Below are 23852 nucleotides of genomic sequence, written 5' to 3'. Positions count from 1 at the left end.
GGAACGTCGCCGTTGCGATGACGTTGGTGTCTCAGCCATTTGCACGAAGGACCCGCCCATGACCCCGGAAAAGCCCCACCGCCACGACACCGCCGCCGATGCGGTGCACGACGGCCGGCCGGTCGACGCCGAATTGGTGCGCAGCGGCCGCAAGAACCCGCGCATCGCCGTCATCCTGGCGATCTCGACGCTGGCGGCGGCCATTCTGCTGCTGGGCCTGTGGTTCGTGACCAACGGCGCGTTCGATTCCAAGAACGCGGAGACCGGGCCCGATGCGGCCGCCGCCGAAACCCAGGCCTTCGTCGGCGACAGCCAGACGCCGCCGGCCGCCGATGCGCCGACGGATGAAACGGGGCGCGCCGTGCCGACCCCGACGGGCGAAGCGCCGAACGTCAACGCCCCGACGGTTCCTTCGAACTAACTCGGTCAGGCCGGGCGGCGGGCGCGAAGGGCCTGGACGATGGTGCCGTCGTCCAGCCAATCCAGTTCGCCGCCGACCGGCACCCCGCGCGCCAGCGAGGTGATCTCCACATCCGGACCGGCGATCCGCTCGGCGACATAGTGGGCGGTCGTCTGGCCATCGACCGTGGCCGGCAGGGCAAGCACGACCTCGCGCACGCCCCCGCCCCTCACGCGCCCGACCAGTTCGGTAACCCGCAGATGCTCGGGCCCGACACCGTCGAGAGCCGACAGCAGTCCGCCCAGCACATGATATTTGCCCCGAAAGGCGCCGGATCGCTCCATCGCCCACAGGGCGCCGGCCTCCTCGACCACGCAGATCAGGCCATTGTCGCGCGATCCGTCTGAACAGATGGCGCAGGGGTCGCGCGTATCCGGCGCGCCGCAAACCGAGCACGACACGACCTTCTCGGCCGTCTCGGCCAGCGACGCAGCCAGCGGGACCAGCAACTGCTCGCGTCGCTTCAACAGCGCCAGCGCCGCACGCCGCGCCGAGCGCGGACCCAGGCCCGGCAGTTTGGCGAGAAGGGAGATCAGCCGTTCGATCTCCGGCCCGGCGGAGGCGGCCATCAGAACAGTTTCGGCATTCCGGGAATGTTCATCCCGGCCATGGGGCCTGCGGCCTCGCGCATCAGCGCGTTGTTCTGCTCATCCAGCTTGCGCTTGGCGTCGGCATGGGCGGCGACGATCAGATCGGCCAGGATCTCGCCCTCGCCCGGGCTAAGCAGGCTGTCGTCGATTTTGATGGCCGTAATCTCGCCAGGGCCCTTGAGGGACACCGAGACGAGGCCGCCGCCGGAAGAACCCTCGGCGATCGTTTCCGCCATCTTGGCCTGGGCGTCCTGCAGCTTTTGCTGCATCGCCTGGGCCTGCTGCATCAGTTGGGTCAGATCTTTCATGCCCTCTAGATAGGGCGAACCAAGTCCGTGCGACAGAGGGGTTGTGCGCGGTGCGCGATATCGAAACCCAGCCTTTCGGGATTGGCGCTTGCGGCTGTTTCAAAACACCCTAATTAGCACCCGTACTCGTTGCTATTTAAGTCAGGAACGCACCCCATGGCCTATGACGCTACTCATCAACGCGACGTCCCGCTGTCGGACGCCGCCTTGTCGCAACTGTTCACCGAGGCGCGTACGCGCAACGGCTGGACCGACCGCCCCGTCGCGCCGGAACTGCTGCACAAGCTGTATGACCTGACCAAGTTCGGGCCCACGGCGGTCAATGGGTCGCCCGCCCGCTTCGTCTTCATCACGTCTCCCCAGGCCAAGGCCCGCCTGATTCCGCTGATGAGCGAGGGCAATCGCGACAAGACGCAGCAGGCCCCGGTGACGGTGATCGTCGGTCAGGACATGGACTTCCACGATCATCTCGAGGCCCTGTTCCCCCACGCTCCGGGCGCCAAGGCCTGGTTCGCCGACGAGGCCGCCAGGCGTGAGACCGCCTTCCGCAACGCCTCGCTGCAAGGCGGCTATCTGACCATCGCCGCCCGCGCCCTGGGCCTGGATGTCGGGCCGATGTCCGGGTTCGACGCCGCCGGCGTGAAGGCCGAGTTCTTCCCCGACAGCCATGTCGAGCCGAACTATATCCTCAATCTCGGCTATGGCTCGGACGAGAACCTGTTTCCACGCTCGCCGCGCCTGTCGTTCGACGAGGCCGCGCAGATTCTCTGAGCCGAACTGTCGGCCCGAAACGAAGAAGGGCGGCCCGTCGGGCCGCCCTTTAGTCGTTCATCGCCGGAACGATCAGGTGTTGGGGGGCGCAGACGCCGTCGCGGCGGGCGGGGCCGCCGGGGTCGCTTGAGACGCGGCGGGCGCGCCGGCAGCCGGGGTGGTGCCGGTCGCTTCGGTCGCCGCAGCGCCTTCCGTCACCGGGGCCTCGCCCGTCGCAGGCGCGCCGGCGGCCGGCGCGGCCGCGCCAGGCTGACGGGTGGGATCCGGCGCCGGGATGGCGAAGCCGCCCGAGCCCTGAGTGCGCAGCCAGGCGATCAGATTGATGCGCGTCTGGGTGTCGCGGATGCCGGCGAAGGACATCTTGGTGCCGGGCACATATTTGGCCGGGGCCGTGATAAAGCTGTTGATCTGGTCATAGCCCCATGTCGGCGCCTCGGCCTTATGCTTGGCCATGGCGTCGGAATAGGCGAAGCCCGGACGGTGCATGACCGGACCGCCGACCACGCCCCACAGGTTCGGACCGATCTTGTCGGCGCCGCCCTGATGCGCGTCATGGCAGGCCTGGCAACGCGCGAAGGCGGCCTCGCCGGCGGCCAGATCGGCGGTCGGCAGCACCGTGCCCCAGTCGGGCGCCAGTTCGGCGGCTTCACCCCCGGCGGCTTCTTCCGGCGCATCGACGAAATAGCCCATCTTTTCGGGCGCTTCCGAATGATAGACGAGGCCCGAGGCCTGCTGGACGACCAGGATGACGAACGCCGTCCCCAGAGCCGCGCCGAAAATCTTGTTCCACTTAAGATCGCCGCTCATACGCCTGGTCGTTTCCCTCTGCCGGCCGGGCCCCTCGAAAACACGCCCCGGACATAATCTTGCTTTGGCGTCTCTGGCACGGTAGCGCCGCCTTCGCAACCGGCCCAACGCGCGACGGGCCAGACAGGCGTCAGGGAAGCCGATGAATCCGTTGATAATGATACCGGCTCGCATGGCCGCCACCCGCCTGCCGAACAAGCCGCTGGCCCTGATCGGCGACACGCCGATGATCGTGCGCGCCTATCGCCAGGCCGAGGCCTCGGGCCTGCCGGTCGTGGTCGCCGCCGGGGATCCCGAGATCGTCGAGGCGGTGGAAGCCGCAGGCGGCCGCGCCGTCCTGACCGACCCGGCCCTGCCGTCGGGCTCGGACCGCATCCGCGCCGCCGTGGACGCCATCGACCCAGAGGGCGACTTCGACGCCGTCATCAACGTTCAGGGCGACATGCCCTTCGCCAGCCCGGGTCTGGCCGTCGCCTGCGCCGCCATTCTGCACGGCGAGCCGACCTGCGACATCGCCACCCTGGTCGCCGCCGAGGCCGAGCCGTCGGACCGGACCAATCCGGACGTCGTCAAGGCGGTGCTGGCCCTGGGCGAAGGCGAACGCCAGGCGCGCGCCCTCTATTTCACGCGCTCGACCCTGTATGGCGACGCGCCCGTCTGGCGCCACATCGGCGTCTATGGCTATCGCCGAGAGGCGCTGAACCGCTTCTGCGCTGAACCGCCGTCGCCGCTGGAGAAGCGCGAGAAGCTGGAGCAGCTGCGTGCGCTCGAAATGGGCATGCAGATCTGGGCCGCCGTCATCGATGAAGCGCCCCTGTCCGTCGACAATCCGGCGGACCTGGAGGCGGCGCGGGCGCTGGTCTGACGCCGGAATTGCACCCGGCGAAAATGGTGCAATGGCGTGCAATTTTGGCAGACAAGACTGTTTTTATTCAGGAATAGTTTGCGCCGAATTGTACCGGTGCAATTCCTTTTGCGACGCTGGTCGCGTGACGATGTCAAAGACCCGTCGGCATCATAGGCCGGGCCGGGGCCCTGTATGGCAGACGGTCGACGCGAAGCCGTAAACCCCTGAAACGACGCCGATTCGTTCTCTGGGTTAGGATGGAAAGTCATTGAATGCCCTCCCTCCCCGTTGCGGGAAGGGTGAGGCAGTCGTCAGGCCTCCTCGACCCAGGCCTGCATCAGGCTGTGGGCGATGGCGAAGGGCGGCGGGGCCTGAATGCTCGGATGCTCGCCCGCCAGCACGGCGCGCGCCTCGGCCCGCGTCAGCCAGGCGACGGCTTCCAGCTCGGTCTGGTCCGGTTGCGCCTGATCGTCCGACACCTCTGCGATCAGGCCGATCATCAGTTGCGACGGAAAGGGCCAGGGCTGGCTGGAGTGATAGGCCGTGGAAATCACGGTCAGGCCGGCCTCCTCCTTCACCTCTCGGGCGCAGGCCTCCTCGATGGATTCGCCCGGTTCCAGGAACCCGGCCAGGGCCGACATCCGCCCGGCAGGCCAGGCCGCCTGACGGCCAAGCAGGCAGATGGGCTCCGCCCCGCCCTTGTAGACCGGCAGCATGATGGTGACCGGATCGACGCGCGGGAAATGCTCGGTCCCGCAGGCCGGGCAGATCCGCTTCCAGCCGCCCGACGCCGTCTCGCTCAGCGTGCCGCAGTTGGCGCAAAAGCCATGCTTGCGTCGCCAGTCGAACAGGCTCTTGGCCCCGCCGGCCATGGCCGCATCCGCCGCCGGCAGGATCGCCGCCGCCGCACGCATCTCTTGAAAGGCGCCCAGCCCGGCCAGCGGCCCTTCGGTCGGATCGATGGAGCCTTCGAACTCGATGGCGAAGACGGGTTCGTCGTTCCACAGGCCCAGAAACGCCTCGCGATCCCGCACGAGGGTGCGCGCATGGCGCATCTGCAGCCATGCCAGCCTCGGCCCCTCGCCCGTCTCCTCGATCAGCGGCCGTCCTTCCCAGAGCGCCAGGGCCTGGGCGTAGGGTTTGGCGGCCTGCTCGGCCAGCCAGTCGGGATCATTCCTCAGGTCGCCGGCCCGATCGAGCGGATTGCCGGCGAAGGTGTTCTGATGGGCCATGCGGGTTTGTAGCTCTTGATTCCGGCGTTCGCACCCGTCATATCTCCGCTTGGAGATCGCGGGCGAAGGCTTCGCCAATCTGGTCAGGGCCGGAAGGCAGCAGCCACAACGAATTCCCCTTCGGGTCGCGGTCTCTACTTTCTCCTTTCTTGTGCGCTAACTCTCGCGACGCGGTCGCTCGCTGCTTGAGCGCGGGCGTGCGCCTTCCTTCTTCCCCAAGTGGAGAAGGCTGATGGGAATCGCTTCTTCCCGCCCCTCAGCCGCTGTAAGACTTCCGCTCATGACGGACAGCGATACGAATCTCGACGGCCCGCCCTGGGAAGAGGACGACGTCGCCTCGCGCGACGAGAACACCGACGACATGTTCGGCGCGCCGGCCGCAGCGGCAGAGCCGGTCGCCGCGCCTGTCGTCAAGCCGGCCCCGGCTGAAGTCGCGGCCCACGTCGATGACGGCGCCGCCTATCAGGTGCTGGCGCGCAAATACCGGCCGCGCACCTTCGAGGATCTGATCGGTCAGGAGGCGATGGTGCGCACCCTGACCAACGCCTTCGCCACGGGCCGGATCGCCCACGCCTTCATGCTGACCGGCGTACGCGGCGTCGGCAAGACGACCACCGCCCGCCTTCTGGCCCGTGCCCTGAACAACGAGACCGACGTCATCGACAAGCCGTCGCTGACCCTGACCGCCCACGGCCGGCACGACGCCGCCATCATGGCCGGCCAGCATATGGATGTGATGGAGATGGACGCGGCGTCGCACACCGGCGTCAACGACATCCGCGACATTCTGGAAAGCGTCCGCTATGCGCCCGTCGAGGCGCGCTACAAGGTCTATGTGCTGGACGAGGTCCACATGCTGTCGACGCAGGCGTTCAACGCCCTGCTGAAGACGCTGGAAGAGCCGCCGCCCCACGCCAAATTCATCTTCGCCACCACCGAGATCCGCAAGGTGCCGGTGACGATCCTGAGCCGGTGCCAGCGCTTCGACCTGCGTCGGGTCGAGCCGGAGATCCTGGTCGAGCATCTGGGCCGGATCGCCGACCGCGAAGGCATGAAGATCGAGACCGACGCCCTGGCCCTGATCTCGCGCGCGGCCGAGGGGTCGGTGCGCGACGGCCTGTCGCTGCTGGATCAGGCCCTGGTCCAGGCCGAGCGCGGCGAGACGGTCAAGACCGAGACGGTGCGCGACATGCTGGGCCTGGCCGACCGGACCCAGACCATCGCCCTGTTCGAAAGCGTCATGGCCGGCCGCACGCCCGAGGCGCTGGAGAGCTTCCGCACCCTGTATGGCTTCGGCGCCGATCCGGTGCAGGTGACCAACGACCTGCTGGAACATTGCCACGCCGCCTCGGTCGCCAAGATGCTGGGTCCGAACGCGACGCGCCTGCCCAACGATCAGGCGCAGAAGCTGGCGGCCCTCGGCGCGGCCATTCCAGCGGCGACCCTGTCGCGCACCTGGCAGATGCTGCTGAAGGCGCTGGACGAGGTGCGGCGCGCGCCCAATCCGGCCGATGCGGTGGAAATGGCGATCGTGCGCCTGGCCTATGCCGCGGACCTGCCCGGACCGGAAGAAGCGCTGAAGCGGCTGCAGTCCGGCGAACCCATCGGCGGCGGATCGGCCCCGCGTGGCGGCGGTGGAGGCGGCGGCGGGGGACCCTCGGCGCAGCTGGCCGCGCGGCCGGTGATGGCGCCTGCCCTGCCCGATCCGCAGACCTTCGAACAGGTCGTCGCCCTGATCGGCGAGAAGCGCGAGGTCGGGCTTCAGATGGATGTGGAGCGGTATGTGAAGCCCGTCTCGTTCAAGCCCGGCGCCATCGTCTATGAAAGCGTCCAGGGCGCGCCCATCGAACTGGCGCGCAAGCTGTCGGCCCGCCTGCGCGAATGGACCGGCCGCACCTGGCTGATCGCCGCCAACGGCCAGGGCGGGGCCGAGACGGTCATCGAGATTCAGAAAAAGGCCCGCGCCGCCGAACGGGCCGAGGTCGAGGCCAATCCCTTCGTCCAAGCGGTGCTCCAGGCCTTCCCCGGCGCCAAGCTGGGCGAGATCAAGACTATCGCCCCGACCGTGGTCACCCCGGAAATCCCCGACGTGGTCGAGGACGACGACGAGGACTGAGGGTTCGGCCTATCGCGGCGCGCGTTTGGCCAGGATGCGTTGCAGGGTGCGGCGGTGCATGCCCAGGCGGCGCGCCGTCTCCGAGACATTGTGGTCGCACAGTTCATAGACGCGCTGGATATGTTCCCAGCGCACGCGGTCGGCGCTCATGGGGTTTTCGGGCGGTTCGGGCGAATCGCCTGTGGCGAGCAGGGCCTTGACCACGTCGTCCGCATCGGCGGGCTTGGACAGATAGTCGACGGCTCCAGCCTTGACCGCCGCGACCGCCGTGGCGATGGCGCCGTAGCCGGTCACCATGACGATGCGGGCGTCCTCGCGCTTTTCGCGCACCGCCTCGACGATCTTCAGGCCGTTGCCGTCCTCCAGCCGCATGTCCAGCACGGCGAAGGCCGGCGCCTTGTCGCGCAACAGCTGCATCGCCTCGGCCACGGATTCAGCGGTCGTCACCTGAAAACCGCGCGCCTCCAGCGCCCGCCCCATCCGAGTGCGCAGGGCCTGGTCGTCATCCAGCAGCAGCAGGGACTTGTCGGGCAGGGCGGCGATGCGGGCTTCGAGTTCTGACATGCGTTTCTCTCTCCTGCCGCTTCAAGTCGGGACGGGTAGCGCGCGGGTCAAGGCCAAGGTTCCGCCTGCGACGCTTCGACCCAATCCGCTCATGCCGCGACCTCCAGCGCCGGCCGCGCCCAGCGCACCGCCACGCGCGCGCCGCGCAGTGAACCCTTGGCGTCCGATTGCGGCAGGCCCTGACCCACGCTGACAGAGCCCCCTGTCCGTTCCAGCAGGGTGCGGGCGATAAAGAAGCCCAAGCCCATGCCGCCCTGGCTGGGAGCGATAGGCGGCTCGATCACTCCAGATACGGGGGCGCGAGGCTTGGAGGGTCGGGCGGCGGCGGCGATCTGGGCGGCCAGGGCCTGGCGCGCCTTGCCTTGGGGCCGACTGGTCACATAGGGCTCGCCCAGCCGGGGCAGGATGTCGCCCGCGAAGCCCGGCCCATCGTCCAGAATCTCGATCTCGATCCAGCCGGCGTCCACCACCGCCTGGACCCGCACCGTCGTCTTGGCGAAATCGGCGGCGTTCTCGACCAGGGTGGACAGGCCGTGGATCACCTCGGGCATCCGGCGCACGCGCGGCGCGGGCTGACCCGGCGGCGTCTTGACCAGAACGTCAAAGGCCAGGTCGAAGCCCCGGTGCGGCTCCACCACCTCTTCCAGCAGAGCCTTCAGCGAGACGTCGGCATAGAGGGCGTCATCGCCTTCGGGCTGCTGCGACAGCTGGGTCAGGATGCCCCGGCACCGTTCAGCCTGTTGCAGGATCAGAGCCGCATCCTCGGCCGCGTCGCTGTCGGGGGCCGAGGCGCGCTGAAGCTCCTTGGCCACCACCTGAATGGTCGCCAGCGGCGTGCCAAGCTCATGCGCCGCCGCCGCCGCCAGTCCGCCCAGCGCCGCCAGCCTCTGTTCGCGTTGCAGCACGTCCTGGGTGGTCGCCAGGGCCAGTTCCAGCTTCTCCGCATCGGCCGCCACCCGCCAGGCGTAGCCGGCGGTGAAGACCACGCCGGTCACCAAAGCCATGGCCATGCCGAGGCGATACAGGGTCGGCAGGTGGAAGTTTTCGTGCGGCCGCCACGGCAGGGGTTCGGACCAGAAGAACAGCACTCCGACGGCGATCAGGGCCAGCACGCCCAGCATCAGGGCCTGACGCGCCGGCAGGGCCGCCGCCGCGATGGTGACGGGCGCCACCAGCAGCAGACAGAACGGGTTCTCCAGCCCGCCGGTCAGACCCAGCAGCACGCCCAGCTGGAAGATGTCGAAGCCCAGGTGGATCGCCGTCGTGCGCCCGTCCGGCAGGCTGGCCTCCAGTCGGCGCACCCGCGCCATGGCCCCCACATTCACCGCCGCGCTGATGGCGATCACGATCAGGCAGGGCCAGAGCGGCAGGGGGAAATGCAGCCCCTGATGCGCCGTCAGGATCGCCGCGCTCTGGCCGATGATGGTCAGCCAGCGCAGAACGATCAGGGTCCGCAGCGAAAACCCCCGACCGCGACGCGGCGCATCGCTCCAGCCGTTCAACGGCTCCGAAGAGGATACGCCATGCGGCGCCATGCGGGCTTCTGTCGAGGTCACACGCCTTCTATAGACCGATCACATCCGTTTCGTGAGGGGCCGTCATGCCGCGTCGTTCCATCCTGCTGTTCGCGGGCGCCTGCATCGCCATCGCCGTGGCGCTCGCCATCATCACCGTCGTGGTGGTCAGCGGCAGGACGTCCACGTCAGACGGCGCCGAGGTGACGTCGACCGGCCAACCCCTGGTCGGCGGCGACTTCAAACTGGTCAATCAGGATGGGCGGCCCGTCGATCAGACGATGCTGAACGGCAAATGGAGCCTGGTTTTCTTCGGTTTCACCTACTGCCCCGAGTTCTGCCCGACCACCCTGGCCGAGTTGGGCGCGGTGCAGCAGCGGCTGGGCGACAAGGCGGACAATCTGCAGATCGTCTTCGTCAGCATTGACCCTGAACGCGACACGCCCCAGGCGCTGAAGGACTATCTGTCGTCCGACGGCTTTCCCAAGGGGACCATCGGCCTGACGGGCACGCCCGAACAGGTGGCGACGGCCGCCAAGGCCTACCGCGCCTTCTATCAGAAGGTCGGCGAGGGCGAGGGCTATACGATGAACCATTCCCTGACCGTCTATCTGATGGGCCCTGACGGAAAGTTCCGCACCGCCGTCGCCTATGGAATGGGGCCGGACAAGACGACCAGGATCATCGAACAGGCGATGGCGCGGGGTTAGCGGCGATCCCATAATCCTTTTGCAGGGTGATGCATTATATGTTGCCCTGCACAAACGGCGCTCGGCCGTATCGGATCGTCATGCTCTACGCCTTTCATGAACTCGCCTACCAGTCGGCCCTGCCGTTCCGGGTCGGCGCGCAACTGGCCCGCAGCTTCTGGACCTCGCCCTTCAACCCGGCGGCCGACACCGCCATCGGCCGCACGGCCTACGCCTCGGCCGAACTGTTCGAGAGCGTGACGCGGCGCTATGGCAAGCCGGCCTGGAAGCTGGAAACCATCGACATCGGCGGCAAGCCGGTGCGCACCACCGAACAGGTGATCTGGCAGAGCCCATGGTGCCGCCTGGTTCGCTTCGCCCGCAACATCGGCGATCTGAAGCGCGCGAAAAAGCCCGCCTCTGGCCCGGCAGTCCTGATCGTGGCCCCGCTGTCGGGCCACTACGCCACCTTGCTGCGCGGCACGGTCGAGGCCTTCCTTCAGGACCACGACGTCTATGTCACTGATTGGGTCAACGCCCGCCAAGTGCCGATGCTTGAGGGCCGGTTCGACTTCTTCGACTACATCGACCACGTCCGGCTGATGCTGGCCGAGATCGGCGGCCGCGCGCACGTCGTCGGCGTGTGCCAGCCCGGCCCGCCCGTTCTGGCCGCCGGCGCGGTCATGGCCGAGGACGAGGACGAAAACCGTCCCCTGTCGATGACCTTCATGGGGTCGCCCATCGACGCGCGCCTGTCGCCGACCGTGACGAACCAGCTGGCCGAGGAAAAGCCCTTCACCTGGTTCAAGTCGAACATGATCCACACGGTGCCCCTGCCCTATGCGGGCTTCGGGCGGCGCGTCTATCCGGGCTTCGTCCAGCTCTACAGCTTCATGTCGATGAACGAGGATCGCCACCGCGACGCCCACTGGAACTATTTCACCAGCCTGATCGCGGGCGACGGCGACGAGGTCGAAAAGCACGAGGAATTCTACGACGAATATCTGTCGGTGCTGGACCTGACCGAGGAGTTCTATCTCCAGACCATCGACATCGTCTTCCAGCAGCATCTGTTGGCGCGGGGCCTGTTGGAGCATCGCGGGCGCAAGGTCGATCTGTCCAGGATCACCGACATCGGCCTGATGACCGTGGAGGGCGAGAAGGACGACATCTCGGGCGTCGGCCAGACCCAGGCCGCGCACGGCCTGTGCCCCAATATCCCCGAGGATCGCCGCGTCCTCTACGTCCAGCCGGGCGTGGGCCATTACGGCGTGTTCAACGGCCGTCGATTCCGTGACGAGATCTATCCCCGCGTGCGCGACTTCATCGCCCAGAACGAGGCCGCCGGTGGCGTACCGCAACGGTCAGCGGCTGCCGCTTGACGAAAGCGGGGCCGGCGCCGGTCCCGTCCTCAGACTGTCGGTCAATCCGCGCGCCCGGCGTCTGTCGGTGCGGATCGACGCGCGCGCCGGCGAGGCCGTGGTCATCGCCCCGACCGAGCGCGGCCTGAGCCAGGCTGTCGCCTTCGCCCGATCCAAGGCCGTCTGGATCAGCGAACGCCTGGCCGTCCGCCCCAAGAGCCGCCCGCTGGAACCGGGCCAGGTCATCTCCCTGCGCGGCAGGCCCGTGCGGCTTGAGGCCGTGCCCGGCGCGGGCGCCGCACGCCTGGTCGAGGACGGGACGATCATCCGCTCGGGCGGCGAGGGCGAGGCCTACGCCCGCCGCGTCGAGAATCTGCTGAAGCGCGAGGCGCGCGATACGCTTCTGGAACGCACCGACCACCATCTGCGCGCGCTGGGCCAGGGCCCGGTAAAGATGGGCATCGCCGACACCCGGTCGCGCTGGGGCTCGTGCAGCCCGCACAACCGCACCATCCGCTACTCCTGGCGCGTCATCATGGCCCCGCCCCCGGTCATCGACTACCTCGCCGCCCACGAGGTCGCCCACCTGGTCCACGCCGACCACAGCCCGGCCTATTGGTCCGTGGTCCAACGTCTGGTCGGGGATCACAAGCCTTGGCGCAAATGGCTGAAGGATTACGGCGCCGCCCTTCACGCCGTGGGGCGCTAGGCGGAAACCCCGGCGTCCGGGCGCGTTTCAGCATGGCCCGTCCACTCAGGAACGCCCCATGAAAACGATGATCACCCTATCGATCGCGCTCGGCCTCGCCGCTGCCGCCGCCTCGTCCGCCAGCGCCCAGTCGCAGGCCACGATGAACGCCAACGCCGCTCAGGAACTGCAGCGCGCCGATCGGGCGCTGAACAGCCAGTACACGACGACGATGGGACGACTGTCGCCCGCCAGCCGCACCCTGCTGCGCACCGCCCAACGCACCTGGATCAGCTTCCGCGACCAGCAATGCCGGTTTGAGGCCTCCGGCGTTCAGGGCGGTTCCGCCTATCCGATGGTGCATTCGACCTGCCTTGCGCGTCTGACGACGGAGCGGACACGCCAGTTGCGGACCCTCAGCCAATGTCAGGAAGGCGACCTGTCCTGCCCCCGCTGACCCACGCCTGAAATGCAGAGGGAGGCGACCGCCGGGTCGCCTCCCTTTTTTGCGCCGTTGGCGTCGCGATCAGAAGAACAGGGCGTCGCCCTTTCGCTCCGGCGCTGGACGGCCTTCGGGCTGCTGCGGGTTCGGCGCATCGCGATAGCTGCCCTTGGGGGACGCCGGTCTGGACGGCTGCGGCGACGGCGGCTGCATCGGCGCCTGGTCGTCCGGGACATAGGGTTCGCCAGCCAAGGGATCGACAGGTTCGATGGGCAGGCCGTTCTGGTCCAGCCCGCTCATCAGATCGCCGACCGGATCGGGCGCGACCCAGCCCTCGGGCATCGGCGGTCCGTTGGGGATGGCGGGGGCGTCCAGGCGCGGCAGGGCCGCCTCCATGAAGCCCTTCCAGATGGCGGCGGGCGACGAGCCGCCGGTCACGCCGCGCATGGCGGTGTTGTCGTCCTTGCCCACCCAGACGGCGGTGACGAAGCCGCCGGTATAGCCGACGAACCAGGCGTCCTTGTAATCCGAGGTCGTGCCGGTCTTGCCCGCCAGGTCGCGGCCCGAGATCGCCGCCGACCGACCCGAGCCGCTGGTCACCACGCCGCGCAGCATCTGGTTCATGTAGTACAGCGACGGATTGTTGATCGCCTGGCCGCTCTGGCCCGACTGGCGCTGATAGATGACGCGGCCCTGGGGCGTGCGGATGCGGCTGATGCCATAGGCGTCGACGCGGCGGCCGCCATTGGCGAAGGCGTCATAGGCGGTGGCCATCTCGATCGGCGAGACCTCGACCGCGCCCAGCGCCATCGCCGGCTCCAGACCGATGCGGCTTTCGATGCCCAGACGCCGCGCGGCGCGCGCCACGCTGTCGCGCCCGACCTGATCGGCGACATAGGCCGCCACCGTATTGGTCGACTGGGCCACGGCCTGGGCCAGGGTCATGTTTCCGCTGAAGGTGCCGGAATAGTTGCGGGGCGACCAGTTGCCGATTGTGATCGGCTGATCGACCACCGGGGTCTGGGGCGTATAGCCGGCCTCGATCGCCGCCAGATAGACGAACGGCTTGAAGGCCGAACCCGCCTGGCGCTTGGCGTCGACGGCGCGGTTGAACTGGCTGTCGGCATAGGAGGAGCCGCCGATCATGGCGCGCACCCGGCCGTCGCCGTCCAGCGCGACCAGGGCCGCCTGCTGCACGCCCTTGCCCGCGTCACGATCCAGGATGCGGCGCACCGACCGCTCGGCTGCCGTCTGCAGCGTCAGGTCCAGGGTGGTTTCGACCACCATGTCCTCGGTCGGTTCGCCGACCAGGCTGCGGATCGACTTGTCCAGCCAGTCGATGAAATACTGCGCGTGCTGGGTCGCGAGCGTGCGCGAGACGATGACCGGCTGGGTCACGGCCTGTTCGCGCTGGGCGGCGGTGATGACGCCGGCCTCTTCCATCTCGTTCAGCACGACGGTGGCGCGGGCGGCGGCGCGCTCGCTCTCGGACACCGGCGAATAGCGCGAGGGCGCCTTCAGCAGGCCCGCCAGCAGCGCGGCCTCTCCGACCGTCAGGTTCTTGGCCGACTTGTCGAAATAGCGTTGCGACGCCGCCTCGATCCCATAGGCGCCGGCGCCGAAATAGACCCGGTTCAGATACAGGGCCAGGATCTCCTTCTTGGAGAATTTCATCTCCAGCCAGACGGCCAGCATCAGCTCCTGCACCTTGCGGCGCATGTTCTGGTCGGGCGTCAGGAACAGGTTCTTGGCCAGTTGCTGCGTCAGGGTCGAGCCGCCCTGCACCACCCGCCCGGCGCGGACGTTGGTCGCCATCGCCCGCATCATGCCGACGGGGTCGAAGCCGGGGTGGTGATAGAAGCGCCGGTCCTCGATCGCGATGAAGGCGGCCGGCACATAGTCCGGCAGGGCGTCCAGATCGGCGGGCGGCGCCATCTGGGTGCCTCGCGTCGCGATCAGCGCCCCATTGCGATCCAGATAGGTGATCGAGGGCTGGCGATCGACCTGATACAGGCTGGAGGTGTCCGGCAGGCCGCGCGCGAAGACGGCGAAGAAGACGACCAGGAAGATCAGCCCCCAGACCGCCAGCACGGCGCTCCAGTAGAACAACCGTCCCAGGGCCGACCGACGGGGCTTGCCCTGCGCCTGTGGTCCGCCCGCATTCACCGGTCCCGCCATGTCCGTCCTTCAGATGCCGCGCTGGGCGAGTTTCTCGTTCATCGGCTGTGTATCGCGTATGAACGCCCGCCGAAACGGTCCCGCCGACTTCACGGGATCGTGAGCGGCTATTTCGCCGAAAGAAAGGCGCGCCGGGCCAGCCACACGCCGGTTTCCGCCCCATCGTATTCGACGCGCAATCCGGCGTCGGCCAGCAGGGCGCGATAGGCCTCCGGGTCCAGACTGGCGTGATAAAGCGGCTCGCCCCGCCACTGTCCGATGGTCTCGCCGTGCGCCTGACCAGAGGTGAACATCAGCCGCCCGCCCTCGGCGACGCCCGCGGCCAGCTTCGGCAGCACCCTGCTCTGATCATCTGGGCTGAGATGAAACAGACTGTGCCAGGCCAGAACGCCGTCGAACGAACCCGGCGGAAAGGCATCGCGCATATCCGCCACGGACCACACGCCTGTCGGCAGCGTCGCCTGGGCATGGGCGATCAGGCCCGGCGACGCATCCATGCCCGTCACCTGATGTCCCCGCTCCAGCAGGGCGGCCCCAATCGGCCAGCCCGAACCGCAGCCGACGTCCAGAGTAGATGCGCCTGCAGGCAAGTCCGCAACGAAGCGGTCCAGCCATATCGCTTCGTCCAACCCGCCGTCGCCGGAATACAGGGTCGCGCCCCGATCCCGGATCCAGTCGTCGGCCTTGTTTCGATAAAGGCCGACGATGCGTTTCGCGGACGGATGGGTCACGACGGCCTATTTCGCCACGAAGGCGTCCAGGTCGGCGTAGAAGGCCTGGGGCTGGTCGAACATGATGAAGTGAGCGCTGTCGTCGATCCGTTTCAGCGTCACGCCCGGCAGGCCGGCATAGGACATCTGATAGATGCTGTCGGTGATCTGGGGCGTCATGCGCGGATCGTTGAACTTGGCGTACACCACCTCGGTCAGGGCGGTGATCCTGGACAGTTCGGGACGCAGGTCCGTCGTGATCAGTTCGTGGAAGGCGGCGGCCGAGACCTTCTGGTCGCTTTCGCGCATGTCTTCCAACGCCTCGGCGCGACGGCTTTCGGTGTTGATCATGCCGTTGATGCTGGCGGTCGCCTGGGCGACGTAGGCCTCGCGCGGGCTGTTGGCCTGGGCAGCCCAGATCTGGTCCGCAACCGGGGTCACGCTTTCGGCCGAGGCGCCCGGCGCGGCGAACATCGCGCCCATGAAGGGAATCATGTCCACGACCATCAGTTTGCCGACCGCATCGGGATGGCGCGCGGCCAGCATCATGCCGATGGTCCCGCCCATCGAATGGCCGACGACGACGGGCTTGGTCAGGCCCTTTTCACGGATGTAGCGGGCGATCTCTTCGGCGACGGGCGCGGCAACGGGCGAAGGGGTCGCGCCCTGCGCATTGCCCTCGGCCGGCGCACCGGCGAAGCCCTGCACATGAATGCGGTGCACACGCCAACCCACGCCGTCCTGCGCCGTCAGATGATCCACCGTCCCCTGCCAGACCTCGGGCGACGAGCTGAGGCCGGGGATCAGGATGATGTCGCGACCATCCATGTCGCCATCGACGCGGACATGGATGCGGTCGGACTGGAAATCGGCATGCTGGTGGCCGTGGGCGTGACCCGCCTCCGCGTGGACGCCATGCCCGTCCTGCGCCAGGGCGGCGGGTGCGACACACAGCAGGGCGGCGGCCGCTGCGGCGCCGACGGTGCGGTTCAGAATGGATGCGATGGTCATGATCAAACTCCCCTTTGACGCCCGCTTATGCCGCGCAGACTTTGATATGTAAAGTTCTCTGTCAGGTGACATGAGACAGGCGCCGCGCGGCTCTGATAGACAGTCGGCATGAAGCCCGCCGACGCCGCTCCCGTCCAGTCCCCCCAGGTCGAACCCGCCCCTTCAAAAGCCGGCGCGCAGCCGTTCGGCAAGGGGTTCGTCACCGACGCCTGGTATTTCGTCGCCCTGGGCCGCGACGTCGCCCCGGCCAGCCTGAAACGCTATGAGATCATGGGCGAGCCGGTGCTGATCGGCCGCACCCGCGCCGGCCAGGTCTATGCGATGCGCGACATCTGTCCCCACCGCGCCGCGCCCCTGTCGGCGGGCAAGCTGGTCGAAAAGCCCGGCGAGGGCGAGACGGTCGAATGTCCCTATCACGGCTGGCGCTTCCGTCCCGACGGCGTCTGCGCCGCCATTCCTTCGCTGGTCGAGGATCAGGCGTTCGAGGCGAACCGCATCCGCGTACGGTCCTATCCGGTGCGCGAGAGCCAGGGCATCGTCTTCGTCTGGATGGCGTCGGACGCCCGCAATCCGATGGAGCCGGACCATGAGCCGCCGGTCTTCCCCGGCGTGGTCGGCGGCGAGGCCAAGCTGGTCGAGGCGATGGATTTCGACAGCCATATCGACCACGCCGTCGTGGGCCTGATGGACCCCGCCCACGGCCCCTACGTCCACCAGCAATGGTGGTGGCGGTCCGAGCATTCGATGCACGAGAAATCCAAGGCCTTCGCCCCGACCGAATTCGGCTGGGCCATGGTGCGCCATGCGCCCTCGTCGAACAGCCGCCTCTACAAGATCCTGGGCGGGGCGCCCGCGACCGAGATCACCTTCCGCCTGCCGGGCTTCCGCTGGGAGCATATTCAGGTGGGCGAAAAACAGGTGCTGGCCCTGACCTGCCTGACGCCGATCACCGACACCAAGACGCGGATCACCCAGATCTTCTGGTCCGACCACTGGGTGTTCGGCCTGGCCAAACCCTTCCTGCGCATGGGGGTCGTCGCCTTTCTGAAACAGGACGGCGGCATGGTGAACCTGCAGAACGAGGGCCTGCGCTACGACCCCGCCCTGATCTGGATCGACGACGCCGACAAACAGGCCAAATGGTATCAGCAGCTGAAGCGCGAATGGGCCAGGAGCCGCGCCGAGCATCGGCCGTTCGTCAATCCGATCCAGCCTGTGACGCTGAGGTGGAAAAGCTGAAGACGAACGCCTCCTCCCCACATCGTGGGGAGGAGACATCGGGTTATTACAGCTTCAGCCCGTGCTCGGAAGCCAGATCGACCAGCTTCATCATCGGGCGGGGGCCCCAGTGGGCGATGACTTCTGACGCCGCCAGCGAGCCCAGCTTGCCGGCCTCTTCCAGCGTGAGGCCGCGCGCGAGGCCCAGGAGGAAGCCGGCGGCATACTGGTCGCCGGCGCCGGTGGTGTCGATGACCTTGGCGACGGGATAGGCGGCGACGAAGACGCGCTCGTCGCCCTTGATCACGACCGAGCCGTGCTCGCCGCGCGTGACGGCGGCGATCTCGACGATGGCGGCCAGTTTCGCGGCGGCGGCGTCGAAATCATCCGTTTCGAACAGGGCGCCCAGTTCGGCTTCGTTGGCCAGGACGATGTCGGCGGACTGGGTGATGAAGTCCAGCAGTTCGGCGCGCCAGCGGGCGACGACGAAGGTGTCCGACAGGGTGATGGCCACCTTGCGGCCGGCCTTGTGCGCGGCGGCGGCGGCGCGTTCGAAGGCGGCGCGAGCGGGCGCCGGATCGAACAGATAGCCTTCCAGATAGACGATCTCGCTGGCGCCGATCAGGGCCTCGTCGATGTCGTCGGCATACAGCTGGTTCGCGGCGCCCAGGAAGGTCGCCATGGTGCGCGCCCCGTCCGACAGGACGTTGATCAGGCAACGGCCGGTGCCGAAGCCCTGGTCCGCCCCGCCCGTCAGGACAGGCGTGTCGAAGTGGACGCCGGCGGCGCGGATGTCGTGGGTGAAGACCTGGCCCAGGGTGTCGTCCGCGACCTTGCCGATATAGGCCGCGCGGCCGCCGAACGAGCCGACGCCCGCCACGGTGTTGCCGGCCGATCCGCCCGAGGCCTCCACGCCCGGCGCCATGGCGTCATACAGGGCGGCGCTGCGTTCGGCGTCGACCAACTGCATGGAGTTGGGCGCCAGGTCCTGGGCCGTCAGGAAGGCGGCGTCGCAGGGGCTGAGGACATCGACGATGGCGTTGCCGACGGCGCAGACATCATATTGGGCGGTGTTCTGGGTCATGGTCGCGCCTTAGCCGGTCAACGCCCGCACGTCACCCGAAATCACATAAGGAAGCCCTTATATGCTTTGCGTCGCTTCGCTATGAGGACCGCATGACCCAGATCGCCGTCCTCACCCCCGATCCCGCCGACAAGACCTATGTCGGGCGCTGGCCAGAGGTGCTGGAGCGGTTGAAGGCGACGTTGGAGAGCACGGGCGCGACGGTCACGGCCACGCCCTGGAGCGATCATGTCGAGGACGCGTCGGGCCTCAAGGCCTATGACCTGATCTTGCCGGTCATCGCCTGGGGTTATCACCGCGATCATGGGCGCTGGCTGAAGGCCTGCGCGACGTGGCGCGAGGCCGATCTGGCGGTCGCCAATCCCGCCGAGGTGCTGCGCTGGAACTCGGACAAGGCCTATCTGGCGCGGCTGGCGGACAAGGGCGTGCCGATCCCGCAGACGCGCTGGACCGACCGCGTGACCCAGGATCAGGTGGACGCCGCCTTCGCCGAGACGGGCGCGCCGGTGCTGGTCGTCAAGCCGACGGTGTCGGCCGGGGCGTTTCGCACCCTGCGCCTGACGCCGGGCGAGGTGTTGAGCGATGCGCCCGAGGGCGCGGCGATGATCCAGCCTTATCTGAAATCGATCGAGACCGAGGGCGAGACCTCGCTGCTGTTCTTCGGCGGCCGGTTCAGCCATGCGGTCAATAAGCGGCCCGTGGCCGGCGACTTCCGCATCCAGGTCCAGTTCGGCGGCCTGTACAGGGCCGTGACGCCGGACGCGGCGGCGATGGCCTTGGCCGAGCAGGTGCTGGCCGCCATCGACGAACCGCTGCTCTATGCCCGCATCGACATGGCCCGCGACGACGCCGGCCGATGGGTGCTGATGGAGGCCGAACTGATCGAGCCGGACTTCTATCTGGACCACGACCCTGCGAACGGCGCCGGCTTCGCCGAGGCCGTCAAGGCGCGACTGGAGACCTAGGCCGCCTCGTGCTGAACCGCGGCCGAACCGGGCCTGGAGCTCAGAACTCTTCCCAGTCCGACTGAACGGCGGCCGCAGCGGCCCGCCCGCCGCCGCCGGCCGCCATGCGGGCGCGCGCAGGCGCGGCGTGGGCGCGGGCGAAGCTTTCGACGCGCGCCTTCATCTGCTGGACGGGGGCGGAGTGAATCGGCGTCGGCGCCGCCGCGACCTTGCTCGTTTCGAAGCGGCCGACCAGTTCGGCCAGTTCGGCGGCCTCGCGGCTCAGGCTCAGGCTGGCGGCGGTCGATTGCTCGACCATGGCGGCGTTCTGCTGGGTGACCTGGTCCATCTGGTTCACGGCGGTGTTGACCTCGGCCAGACCCACCGCCTGTTCCTGGGTCGAGGCGCGGATCTCGCTCATCAAGGTCGTGATCTCCTCGATGCGGCCGGCGATACCCGTCAGGGCCTCGCCCGACTGCCGCACCAGAACCACCCCGTCCTTGACCTGGGTGGAGCTGGCCGAGATCAGCGTCTTGATTTCCTTGGCCGATTCCGCCGACCGCTGGGCCAGGGCGCGCACTTCGGAGGCCACGACCGCGAAGCCACGGCCGGCCTCGCCCGCACGGGCGGCCTCGACGCCGGCGTTCAGCGCCAGGAGATTGGTCTGGAAGGCGATCTCGTCAATCACGCCGATGATCTGGCTGATCTCGTTGGACGAGCGTTCGATCTCGCCCATGGCCGCGACGGCCTTCTGTACCACCGCGCCGCCGGTCTCGACCTGGGTCCGGCCTTGGGTCACGACAGTATCGGCAGCCTGGGCGTTCTCAGCCGTCTTGCGCACCGTGGCGGTGATCTGGTCCAGCGCGGCGGCGGTTTCCTCCAGACTGGCGGCCTGTTGTTCGGTGCGGCGTGACAGATCCTCGGCGGCGCTGCCGATCTCCTGTGCGCCCGACTGCATCGACCCGGCGTTGACACCGATTACGCCCAGCGCCTGATCCAGCGTCGCCATGGCCTGGTTGAAATTGTCGCGAAGGACGGCGTAGTCGCCCGGGAAGTCGTCCTGGATACGATAGGACAGATCGCCGGCGGCCATGGCCGACAAGCCCCTGGCCGTGCCTTCAACGACGGCGGCCTGGACCTGGGCGGCCCGACGATCGGCCTCGGCGCGGCGCTCACGCTCTTCTTCCACGGCGGTCACGTCCGTGGCGAACTTGACGACCTTGTAGGGGTGCCCGTCGCTGTCCAGGATCGGGTTGTAGCTGGCCTCGATCACCACCCGCTGGCCGCTCTTGCCGTAGCGCACAAACTTGTCCGCCACGAACTCGCCGGCGTTCAGCTTTCGCCACAACTCGGCGTAGGCCGGTGTCTGCGCCTCAGTCGGATCGACGAACATCCTGTGGTGACGTCCGACAATCTCAGCCGGCTCATATCCAACCACCGATAGGAAGTTCTGATTGGCCTCCAGAATGACGCCATCCAGATCGAACTGGATGACTGCTTGAGAGCGACTGACGGCAGCCATCATGTTGCGCAGCTCGTTGAGCGTCTTGTCATCTCTGGTTTTGGCGAAAAGGCGCAATGCAAAAATCTTTCGTGCTGAGATGAACGTTAATGCCACATCAACACTTTAAATCAGGTGTCAGCATGGTTAGCGCGCTAAAGGCTCAACCTGGGGGAGAATATTCCTCTGCGGTCTAGCTTTAGCCGCCTTAAAGCCGTTACGCCGCCCGCTGGTTCCATGAGGTCATATTTGTCGCAACGCCCCCACCTGCTGTCGTCAGATCAGCGCAGCGCCCTTCAGCTCGACGTCGCCATGACGCTGATGGTGACGGCCAAGCGATGGAGGTTACGTGTCGCCGATCTGTTCCGAGAGTCCGGACACACGGGCGCGCCGACCTTGGTGCTTTATTTCCTGGCGGACGAGCCCAAGGGCCTGACGCTTTCGGAGTTGGCGAACAGGATGGAGCTGTCCGGCGCGTCCCTGACCCGTCTGGTGCAAAGACTCGAGAAAGACGGCATGGTCAGCCGGCGTCGAATGATTGGAGACGGCCGGTCATGGCTGATCCAGATGGAGCCGGCCGGGCGCGCCGAAATCGAGGCGTTCGAGATCCATGCCGCAGCCATGCGCGAACGAATGTTTGAAGGCGTTTCGGACGAGGATATGGCTGCCGCACTTCGCGTGCTGAAGGCCCTGGCCGAGAAGCTGACCCACGGCCCCGACGCCGCTCCGGGGATCTAGCCCGCCGCCTCGCCCAGCGCCATCAGGCCCGCCCGCGACGGGCACAGGTCGGCGATGATGCAGGACAGGCATTTGGGTTTGCGCGCCGTGCAGGTGTAGCGGCCGTGCAGGATCAGCCAGTGGTGCGCCTTGGGCAGCCAGTCCTCCGGCACGACCTTGAACAGCTGGGCCTCGACCTTGTCCGGCGTTCCGGCATTGGCCAAGCCCAGCCGATGCGAGACGCGAAAGACGTGGGTGTCCACGGCGATGGCCGCCTCTATCCCCAGTTCGTTCAGAACCACCGAGGCCGTCTTTCGCCCCACGCCGGGTAGGGCCTGAAGATCGGCGCGGTTCAGCGGGACCTCGCCCCCATGCTGGTCCAGCACGATGCGGCTCAGCGCGATGACGTTCCTGGCTTTGCCGCGATAAAGGCCGATGGAGGCGATGTAAGGGATCAGCCCCTCCTCGCCCAGGGCGAGCATCTTCTCCGGCGTGTCCGCGACCTTGAACAGTCGCTCGGTCGCCTTGTTGACCGAGACGTCGGTCGCCTGGGCCGACAGGGCGACGGCGACGACCAGGGTGAAGGGATTGGAGAAATCCAGCTCGGTCTTGGGTTCCGGCATGATGCCGGACAGGCGTTCGAAGATCGCCTCGACACGGTCTTCGTCAGGCGGCCAGCGCAGCACGGGGATGGCCGCACCGGTCATCACGGCCGGGCGTTTGGCAGGCTTGGCGGCGGGCTTTTTGGCCTTGGCGGGCTTCATGCCTCGCTGTCGTCCCCGGGGCGACGCGGGTCAAGACCCAGGCCCTTGAGCGCTTGGGCGGTCAAGGCTGCGTCGGCGGCGCGCTCGCCCTCCGTCCATGCGCCGTGTGCCGTGCCGTAATAGACCGGCGCAGTCGCCTCGCCGGCCAGGAAAATGCGGTCCTCGACCGACGTGCGCAGCTTGGCCCGGTCCGCCGCATGGCCCGGCAAGGCGTGCGAATAGGCCCCGCGCGACCAGGGATCGACGCCCCAGCCGCTGACCGAGACCGCCTCCAGCCGCCGGCGCATGTCCGACCCCAGGGCCGCGACCAGTTCGGACACGGCGAAGTCGAACAGGGCGGCCGGCCCCTGCGCCTCCAGCCCCCAGGCGAGGTCGGCGCCGAAATAGGCCTCGATCATCGGCCGCCCGAACGGCCGCAGGTGATAGCCGCCGGTCTCGGCCGTGTCGGTGCGGGTCCACAGCTGGGTGTCGGGCTGGAAATCGCCGGCGCCGCGCACCGTCATATGCACCTTGGACGCCAGGCCCAGCGGCACGCTCGCCGTCGCCTCGAGCAGGGCTGGAACCGGCGGATCGATGCGGATCGTCTCGCCGGCGATCAGGCTGTTGGGCACGGTCAGGATGACGATCCGCGCCGTCAGTTCACCGCGATTGGTCTCCAGCCGCAGCACCGGTCTGGAACGGTCGATGCGGCTGACAGCGCAGTCCGTGACCGTGATGGACGAAACAGCCTGTCCCAGCCGGGCGATCAGCCGGCCATAGCCTTCGCGCACCCGCCAGTTCACGCCGGTGTCGCCATAGGCGTCGTAATCCAGGCTGGACACCTCGGCGAACCGCGCGCCGTTCAAGGCGCCCGAGATGGCGTCGATGTGAGGGTTCCAGCGACTGTCGGGATCGAAGAAGTCCGACGCCGGGCGATCCTCACCCACACCCGCGCGGACGAGCGACGCCGCCTCTCTCACCCGCTGATCGAAGGCGGCGAAGGCCTCGCCGAACGCGGCCTGATCCGCGCGGGTCATTTCGTGGTCGAAGGCCTGGGTGCGCCAGGGCGGCGGGGTCTGGTCCAGCGTCAGCCCCTCGGCCTCGACCCGTCCGGCCAGCACATTGTCGTCCGCCGAATGCAGCCAGCCGCAACCCATATCCAGCCCTTCGCCCTCGGCCCGAACCGTCCAGGCGCGCCCCCCGATCCGGTCGCGAGCCTCGAGCACCAGAACCGACAGGCCGGGCCGCAGCAGACGACGCGCGGCGGCGATGCCGGCTGAGCCTGCGCCGATCACCACGACATCGACCTGAGACGGCAGCGGCTGGGAGGCTGAGATGCGGGCGTTCATGGCGTCAG

General features: G+C 67.9%; 24 protein-coding genes and 1 other RNA gene. 12 read left to right on the top strand and 13 right to left on the bottom strand.

Annotation, left to right across the window (positions count from 1 at the left end; translation table 11 throughout):
- The first annotated feature begins 58 nt into the window (after positions 1-58).
- The gene (locus Q9R14_RS14725; RefSeq protein ID WP_306002862.1) at positions 59-421 is read left to right on the top strand and encodes a hypothetical protein; all 363 of its coding nucleotides are present in this window, start codon (positions 59-61) and stop codon (positions 419-421) included.
- A gap of 5 nt (positions 422-426) precedes the next feature.
- Here the strand turns inward: Q9R14_RS14725 and recR are convergent, their stop codons facing one another.
- Complete coding sequence (gene recR / locus Q9R14_RS14720) at positions 427-1029, bottom strand: recombination mediator RecR (RefSeq protein ID WP_091751010.1); 603 nt, start codon at positions 1027-1029, stop codon at positions 427-429.
- Complete coding sequence (locus tag Q9R14_RS14715) at positions 1029-1358, bottom strand: YbaB/EbfC family nucleoid-associated protein (protein ID WP_039244052.1); 330 nt, start codon at positions 1356-1358, stop codon at positions 1029-1031. Before Q9R14_RS14715 ends, recR begins: the two co-directional genes overlap by 1 nt.
- 156 nt (positions 1359-1514) lie before the next feature.
- Here Q9R14_RS14715 and Q9R14_RS14710 point away from each other — a divergent pair, with 156 nt between their 5' ends.
- Positions 1515-2129, top strand: a complete 615-nt coding sequence (locus Q9R14_RS14710; protein WP_306002861.1) for a malonic semialdehyde reductase — start codon at positions 1515-1517, stop codon at positions 2127-2129.
- 72 nt (positions 2130-2201) lie between these two features.
- Here the strand turns inward: Q9R14_RS14710 and Q9R14_RS14705 are convergent, their stop codons facing one another.
- Positions 2202-2936 carry a cytochrome c family protein gene (locus Q9R14_RS14705; protein WP_039244051.1) on the bottom strand — a complete coding sequence of 245 codons (735 nt, stop codon included), beginning with the start codon at positions 2934-2936 and terminating at the stop codon, positions 2202-2204.
- A gap of 142 nt (positions 2937-3078) precedes the next feature.
- Between Q9R14_RS14705 and Q9R14_RS14700 the strand changes: the two genes are divergently transcribed.
- Positions 3079-3801, top strand: coding sequence for a 3-deoxy-manno-octulosonate cytidylyltransferase (locus Q9R14_RS14700; RefSeq protein WP_306002860.1), 723 nt, complete (start codon positions 3079-3081; stop codon positions 3799-3801).
- 293 nt (positions 3802-4094) lie between these two features.
- Here the strand turns inward: Q9R14_RS14700 and nudC are convergent, their stop codons facing one another.
- Positions 4095-5015 carry an NAD(+) diphosphatase gene (gene nudC / locus Q9R14_RS14695; protein WP_306002859.1) on the bottom strand — a complete coding sequence of 307 codons (921 nt, stop codon included), beginning with the start codon at positions 5013-5015 and terminating at the stop codon, positions 4095-4097.
- A gap of 47 nt (positions 5016-5062) precedes the next feature.
- On the opposite strand from nudC, the gene ffs reads away from it, so the two are divergent.
- Both ffs and Q9R14_RS14685 read left to right on the top strand, forming a co-directional pair.
- Positions 5063-5158: signal recognition particle sRNA small type (gene ffs / locus Q9R14_RS14690), an RNA gene on the top strand.
- 137 nt (positions 5159-5295) lie between these two features.
- Positions 5296-7131 carry a DNA polymerase III subunit gamma/tau gene (locus Q9R14_RS14685; RefSeq protein WP_306002858.1) on the top strand — a complete coding sequence of 612 codons (1836 nt, stop codon included), beginning with the start codon at positions 5296-5298 and terminating at the stop codon, positions 7129-7131.
- 9 nt (positions 7132-7140) lie between these two features.
- Here the strand turns inward: Q9R14_RS14685 and Q9R14_RS14680 are convergent, their stop codons facing one another.
- Positions 7141-7695: an ActR/PrrA/RegA family redox response regulator transcription factor gene (locus Q9R14_RS14680; RefSeq protein WP_055754444.1), complete on the bottom strand. Its 555-nt coding sequence runs from the start codon at positions 7693-7695 to the stop codon at positions 7141-7143.
- A gap of 89 nt (positions 7696-7784) precedes the next feature.
- The gene (locus Q9R14_RS14675) at positions 7785-9251 is read right to left on the bottom strand and encodes an ActS/PrrB/RegB family redox-sensitive histidine kinase (protein WP_306002857.1); all 1467 of its coding nucleotides are present in this window, start codon (positions 9249-9251) and stop codon (positions 7785-7787) included.
- A gap of 44 nt (positions 9252-9295) precedes the next feature.
- On the opposite strand from Q9R14_RS14675, the gene Q9R14_RS14670 reads away from it, so the two are divergent.
- The 4 genes from Q9R14_RS14670 to Q9R14_RS14655 all read left to right on the top strand — a co-directional run bounded on the left by Q9R14_RS14670 (position 9296) and on the right by Q9R14_RS14655 (position 12404).
- Complete coding sequence (locus tag Q9R14_RS14670; protein ID WP_088582654.1) at positions 9296-9919, top strand: SCO family protein; 624 nt, start codon at positions 9296-9298, stop codon at positions 9917-9919.
- Between the two features lie 80 nt (positions 9920-9999).
- Positions 10000-11280: a polyhydroxyalkanoate depolymerase gene (locus Q9R14_RS14665; protein ID WP_039244043.1), complete on the top strand. Its 1281-nt coding sequence runs from the start codon at positions 10000-10002 to the stop codon at positions 11278-11280.
- Positions 11246-11968 carry a M48 family metallopeptidase gene (locus Q9R14_RS14660; protein WP_088582653.1) on the top strand — a complete coding sequence of 241 codons (723 nt, stop codon included), beginning with the start codon at positions 11246-11248 and terminating at the stop codon, positions 11966-11968. Before Q9R14_RS14665 ends, Q9R14_RS14660 begins: the two co-directional genes overlap by 35 nt.
- A gap of 58 nt (positions 11969-12026) precedes the next feature.
- On the top strand, positions 12027-12404 hold the full coding sequence (locus Q9R14_RS14655; protein ID WP_055808962.1) for a lysozyme inhibitor LprI family protein: 378 nt from the start codon (positions 12027-12029) through the stop codon (positions 12402-12404).
- A gap of 69 nt (positions 12405-12473) precedes the next feature.
- Here Q9R14_RS14655 and Q9R14_RS14650 read toward each other — a convergent pair whose 3' ends face one another.
- The 3 genes from Q9R14_RS14650 to Q9R14_RS14640 form a co-directional block, all read right to left on the bottom strand.
- Positions 12474-14567 carry a PBP1A family penicillin-binding protein gene (locus Q9R14_RS14650; protein WP_306002856.1) on the bottom strand — a complete coding sequence of 698 codons (2094 nt, stop codon included), beginning with the start codon at positions 14565-14567 and terminating at the stop codon, positions 12474-12476.
- Positions 14568-14674: 107 nt separating this feature from the next.
- Complete coding sequence (locus tag Q9R14_RS14645) at positions 14675-15298, bottom strand: class I SAM-dependent methyltransferase (protein WP_306002855.1); 624 nt, start codon at positions 15296-15298, stop codon at positions 14675-14677.
- A gap of 6 nt (positions 15299-15304) precedes the next feature.
- Positions 15305-16288, bottom strand: coding sequence for an alpha/beta hydrolase (locus tag Q9R14_RS14640; RefSeq protein WP_306002854.1), 984 nt, complete (start codon positions 16286-16288; stop codon positions 15305-15307).
- 108 nt (positions 16289-16396) lie between these two features.
- Between Q9R14_RS14640 and Q9R14_RS14635 the strand changes: the two genes are divergently transcribed.
- Positions 16397-17527: an aromatic ring-hydroxylating dioxygenase subunit alpha gene (locus Q9R14_RS14635; RefSeq protein WP_306002853.1), complete on the top strand. Its 1131-nt coding sequence runs from the start codon at positions 16397-16399 to the stop codon at positions 17525-17527.
- Positions 17528-17573: 46 nt separating this feature from the next.
- Here the strand turns inward: Q9R14_RS14635 and Q9R14_RS14630 are convergent, their stop codons facing one another.
- Positions 17574-18590, bottom strand: coding sequence for an adenosine kinase (locus Q9R14_RS14630; RefSeq protein WP_306002852.1), 1017 nt, complete (start codon positions 18588-18590; stop codon positions 17574-17576).
- 92 nt (positions 18591-18682) lie between these two features.
- On the opposite strand from Q9R14_RS14630, the gene Q9R14_RS14625 reads away from it, so the two are divergent.
- Positions 18683-19555 (top strand): transporter, encoded by an 873-nt coding sequence (locus Q9R14_RS14625; protein ID WP_306002851.1) that lies wholly within the window; start codon positions 18683-18685, stop codon positions 19553-19555.
- A gap of 40 nt (positions 19556-19595) precedes the next feature.
- Here Q9R14_RS14625 and Q9R14_RS14620 read toward each other — a convergent pair whose 3' ends face one another.
- Positions 19596-21059, bottom strand: coding sequence for a methyl-accepting chemotaxis protein (locus Q9R14_RS14620; RefSeq protein WP_306002850.1), 1464 nt, complete (start codon positions 21057-21059; stop codon positions 19596-19598).
- 225 nt (positions 21060-21284) lie between these two features.
- Between Q9R14_RS14620 and Q9R14_RS14615 the strand changes: the two genes are divergently transcribed.
- Positions 21285-21773, top strand: a complete 489-nt coding sequence (locus tag Q9R14_RS14615; protein ID WP_306002849.1) for a MarR family transcriptional regulator — start codon at positions 21285-21287, stop codon at positions 21771-21773.
- Here Q9R14_RS14615 and nth read toward each other — a convergent pair.
- Together nth and Q9R14_RS14605 are read right to left on the bottom strand one after the other, a co-directional pair.
- Positions 21770-22516 carry an endonuclease III gene (gene nth / locus Q9R14_RS14610; RefSeq protein WP_371929731.1) on the bottom strand — a complete coding sequence of 249 codons (747 nt, stop codon included), beginning with the start codon at positions 22514-22516 and terminating at the stop codon, positions 21770-21772. The two genes, Q9R14_RS14615 and nth, sit on opposite strands and share 4 nt — an antisense overlap.
- Positions 22513-23844, bottom strand: coding sequence for an NAD(P)/FAD-dependent oxidoreductase (locus Q9R14_RS14605; protein ID WP_306002848.1), 1332 nt, complete (start codon positions 23842-23844; stop codon positions 22513-22515). The genes nth and Q9R14_RS14605 overlap by 4 nt, the downstream gene beginning before the upstream one ends.
- Positions 23845-23852: the final 8 nt, after the last annotated feature.

Source organism: Brevundimonas sp. C43 (assembly GCF_030732185.1).
Taxonomy (GTDB): Bacteria; Pseudomonadota; Alphaproteobacteria; order Caulobacterales; family Caulobacteraceae; genus Brevundimonas; species Brevundimonas diminuta_C.
This window is presented reverse-complemented; position numbering and strand designations above follow the sequence as displayed.